General features: G+C 69.7%; 2 protein-coding genes. Both read left to right on the forward strand.

The window, feature by feature from the left end:
• Positions 1-40 precede the first annotated feature (40 nt).
• Complete coding sequence (locus J7E68_RS17075; RefSeq protein ID WP_215174607.1) at positions 41-682, forward strand: FMN-binding negative transcriptional regulator; 642 nt, start codon at positions 41-43, stop codon at positions 680-682.
• Positions 679-2,175, forward strand: a complete 1,497-nt coding sequence (locus tag J7E68_RS17080; protein WP_215174609.1) for an amidohydrolase family protein — start codon at positions 679-681, stop codon at positions 2,173-2,175. The genes J7E68_RS17075 and J7E68_RS17080 overlap by 4 nt, the downstream gene beginning before the upstream one ends.
• The last annotated feature ends 103 nt before the right edge of the window (positions 2,176-2,278 follow it).

The raw sequence follows: 2,278 nt of genomic DNA on the forward strand, positions 1-2,278 counted from the left end.
CCTCGCTGGCAGGCCTGAGCCCTCGGCATAGGCTGAAGGGATGCGTCAGAACCCCAGTTTCACGCTTGCGGACGTCGCCGAGATCCGCCGGGTCATCGGTGACAATCCGTGGGCGACGATCGTCAGCCACGGGCCGGACGGCCTCGTCTCCTCGCACTACGTGGTGCTGCTCGACGACGATCGGGACGACCTCACGATCGTCGGTCATGTGGGTCGGCCTGACGACCTGATCCACGGGATGGGCGAACGCGAGCTGCTCGTGATCTTCCAGGGTCCTCACGGATACATCTCTCCAGGGTGGTACGGCGACGTGCAGGCCGTACCCACGTGGAACTACACCGCGGTGCATCTCGCGGGTGTCCCCGAGATCCTCAGCGATGAGGAGAACCTTGCTGTCCTCGACCGGCTCGTCGACCGCTTCGAAGGTCGGATGCCCGATCCGCGACGCATGTGGGAGCGCCCGAACGACCCCGCCTTCGTCACGCGCCTCGCAGCGGGAACGGTGGGCTTCCGGTTGACCCCGACGCGCGTCGTGGCGAAGCGGAAGCTCAGCCAGAACAAGCCGGCCGAGACGGTCGCCGCGGTGATAGCCGAGCTCGAGGGCACCGGGCCGTACGCCCAGCCGGATCTCGCAGCCGAGATGCGGCGTGCCCAGGAGGCACGCGAGGGGGGCTCACGGTGACGGGCGCCGGCGCGTCGATCCAGACGATCACCGGAGTGCGCATCACGGGTCCGGGCAGCGAGTTCCTCGTGGATGACGAGCCTGCTGACATCTTCATCGACGACGGTGTCATCAGCGACATCGCTCCGACTCGGGCACTCCCGGCGCGCGGGGAGGTGCTCGACGGGCAGGGTGCGTGGGCTCTGCCCGGACTGTGGGACAACCACGTGCACACGGTGCAGTGGGCGCTTGCGACCGAGCGCGTCGCCCTCGGTGGCGCGGCGTCCGCCGCTGAGGCAGCGTCGATCATGAGTGCCGCTGCCCCCCTGCCCGATGGACGCAAGGTCGGCAGCGGATTCCGCGATGCACTTTGGCCTGACCGTCCGACTCTCGCCCTGCTCGACGGCGCGACCGGACCCGTGCCCACCTATCTCATCAACGCCGACGTGCACAGCACCTGGCTGAACTCCGCGGCGCTGCGGCTCGAGGGCTTCGACAGCGCTGATGGGATGCTCCGTGAGCAGGATGCCTTCGAGATCTCGCGGCGGCTCAACGCGGTCGACCCCGCACGCGGCGACGCAGCGGTCATGGCAGCGGGGGAGCGAGCCGCCTCTCGGGGCATCACCGGACTCGTCGACTTCGACATGGCATGGAACGCGGATGCCTGGCCGCGCCGGATCGCTGCAGGGTTCGCTGCCCACCGCGTCGAGTTCGCGATCTATCCGTTCGATCTGCAGCGGGCCATCAGCCAAGGACTCCGCACCGGGGAGCTGCGCGAGGGGGGCGATGCACCCGAGGCGGGTCGCGGGCTGATCCGGGTGGGGCCGCTGAAGATCATCAGCGACGGGTCGCTCGGCACGAGAACCGCCGCCTGCTCGCACTCGTATCCCGGCGATCCGCAGAACTTCGGCGTGCTCACGGTTCCCCCCGCAGAACTCAGCGAGCTGCTGACGATCGCCACGGGCTCGGGTCTCGCGGTGGCGGTCCACGCGATCGGGGATCGCGCCGTCACGGGGGCTCTCGACGCCTTCACGGTGTCTGGCGCGGTGGGCACGATCGAGCACGCGCAGCTCGTGCGTCATTCCGATCTCGCCCGCTTCGGCCGCCTCGGCGTCATCGCGAGCGTGCAGCCGCAGCATGCGCTCGACGACAGAGACCTCGTCGGCCGGCATTGGGCGGGGCAGACGTCGATCGGCTACCCGCTCGGGGCGCTGCGTGACGCGGGGGTCGAGCTGAGGTTCGGGTCCGATGCGCCGGTCGCACCGCTGGACCCGTGGCAGGCGATCGCGGCGGCCGTCACCCGCACGGACGACGACAGGGAACCGTGGCATCCCGAAGAGCGGATGACCCGCGCGCAGGCGCTCCAGGCGAGCGTGCGGACCGCACTGCGACCTGGCGAGCCGGCCGATATCGCGCTGTGTGGATTCGATCCGCTCGGCGCGTCCGGCGCCGACCTCCGAGCCATGCCCGTCACGGCGACGATGGTCGCAGGGCGGTTGTCCTTCGGCGGCTGAGACATCGCAGAGCACGACGAAGGGCACCGGGATGATCCCGGTGCCCTTCGTCGTGTGCGGCTGATTACGCGGCGATGTGCGACACGAGGAACCCGCGGTCCTT

Origin of the sequence: Microbacterium sp. ISL-103 (genome assembly GCF_018613995.1) — a bacterium.
GTDB lineage: Bacteria > Actinomycetota > Actinomycetes > Actinomycetales > Microbacteriaceae > Microbacterium.